The organism is Vibrio sp. 1562 (assembly GCF_033340155.1).
GTDB lineage: Bacteria > Pseudomonadota > Gammaproteobacteria > Enterobacterales > Vibrionaceae > Vibrio > Vibrio alginolyticus.
Window position 1 is genome coordinate 1 of sequence record NZ_JAWOVY010000859.1, and the last position, 500, is coordinate 500.

Annotated in this window: 1 pseudogene; it reads left to right on the forward strand. The window is 44.8% G+C overall.

Going from position 1 to position 500, the window contains the following annotated elements:
• A pseudogene (gene asnB, locus R7Z49_RS28075) lies at positions 1-500 on the forward strand (asparagine synthase B); the annotation flags it as partial.

The following is a 500-nucleotide window of genomic DNA, read 5'->3' on the forward strand; positions in this document are numbered from 1 at the left end:
TAGCTCACGAGCGCTTGGCTATCGTTGGTCTAAATAGCGGTGCTCAACCACTATACAGCCCTGATAAAAAACTAATCCTTGCCGTTAACGGTGAGATCTACAACCACAAAGAGATTCGCGCTCGCTACGAAGGCAAGTACGAATTCCAAACAGACTCTGACTGTGAAGTTATTTTAGCGCTGTATCAAGACATGGGTGCTGATCTTCTTGAAGAGCTAAACGGCATTTTTGCTTTCGTACTGTACGATGAAGAAAAAGATGAGTACCTAGTAGGTCGTGACCATATCGGTATCATTCCACTTTACCAAGGTTACGATGAACACGGTAACTACTACGTCGCTTCCGAAATGAAAGCACTCGTACCCGTTTGTAAAACAGTCAGCGAATTCCCTCCAGGTTCGCACTACAGCTCAAAAGATGCAGAACCTCAGCGTTACTACATCCGAGACTGGAACGAATATGCCGCTGTTCAAGGTAACAGCACAAGTAAAGAAGAACTA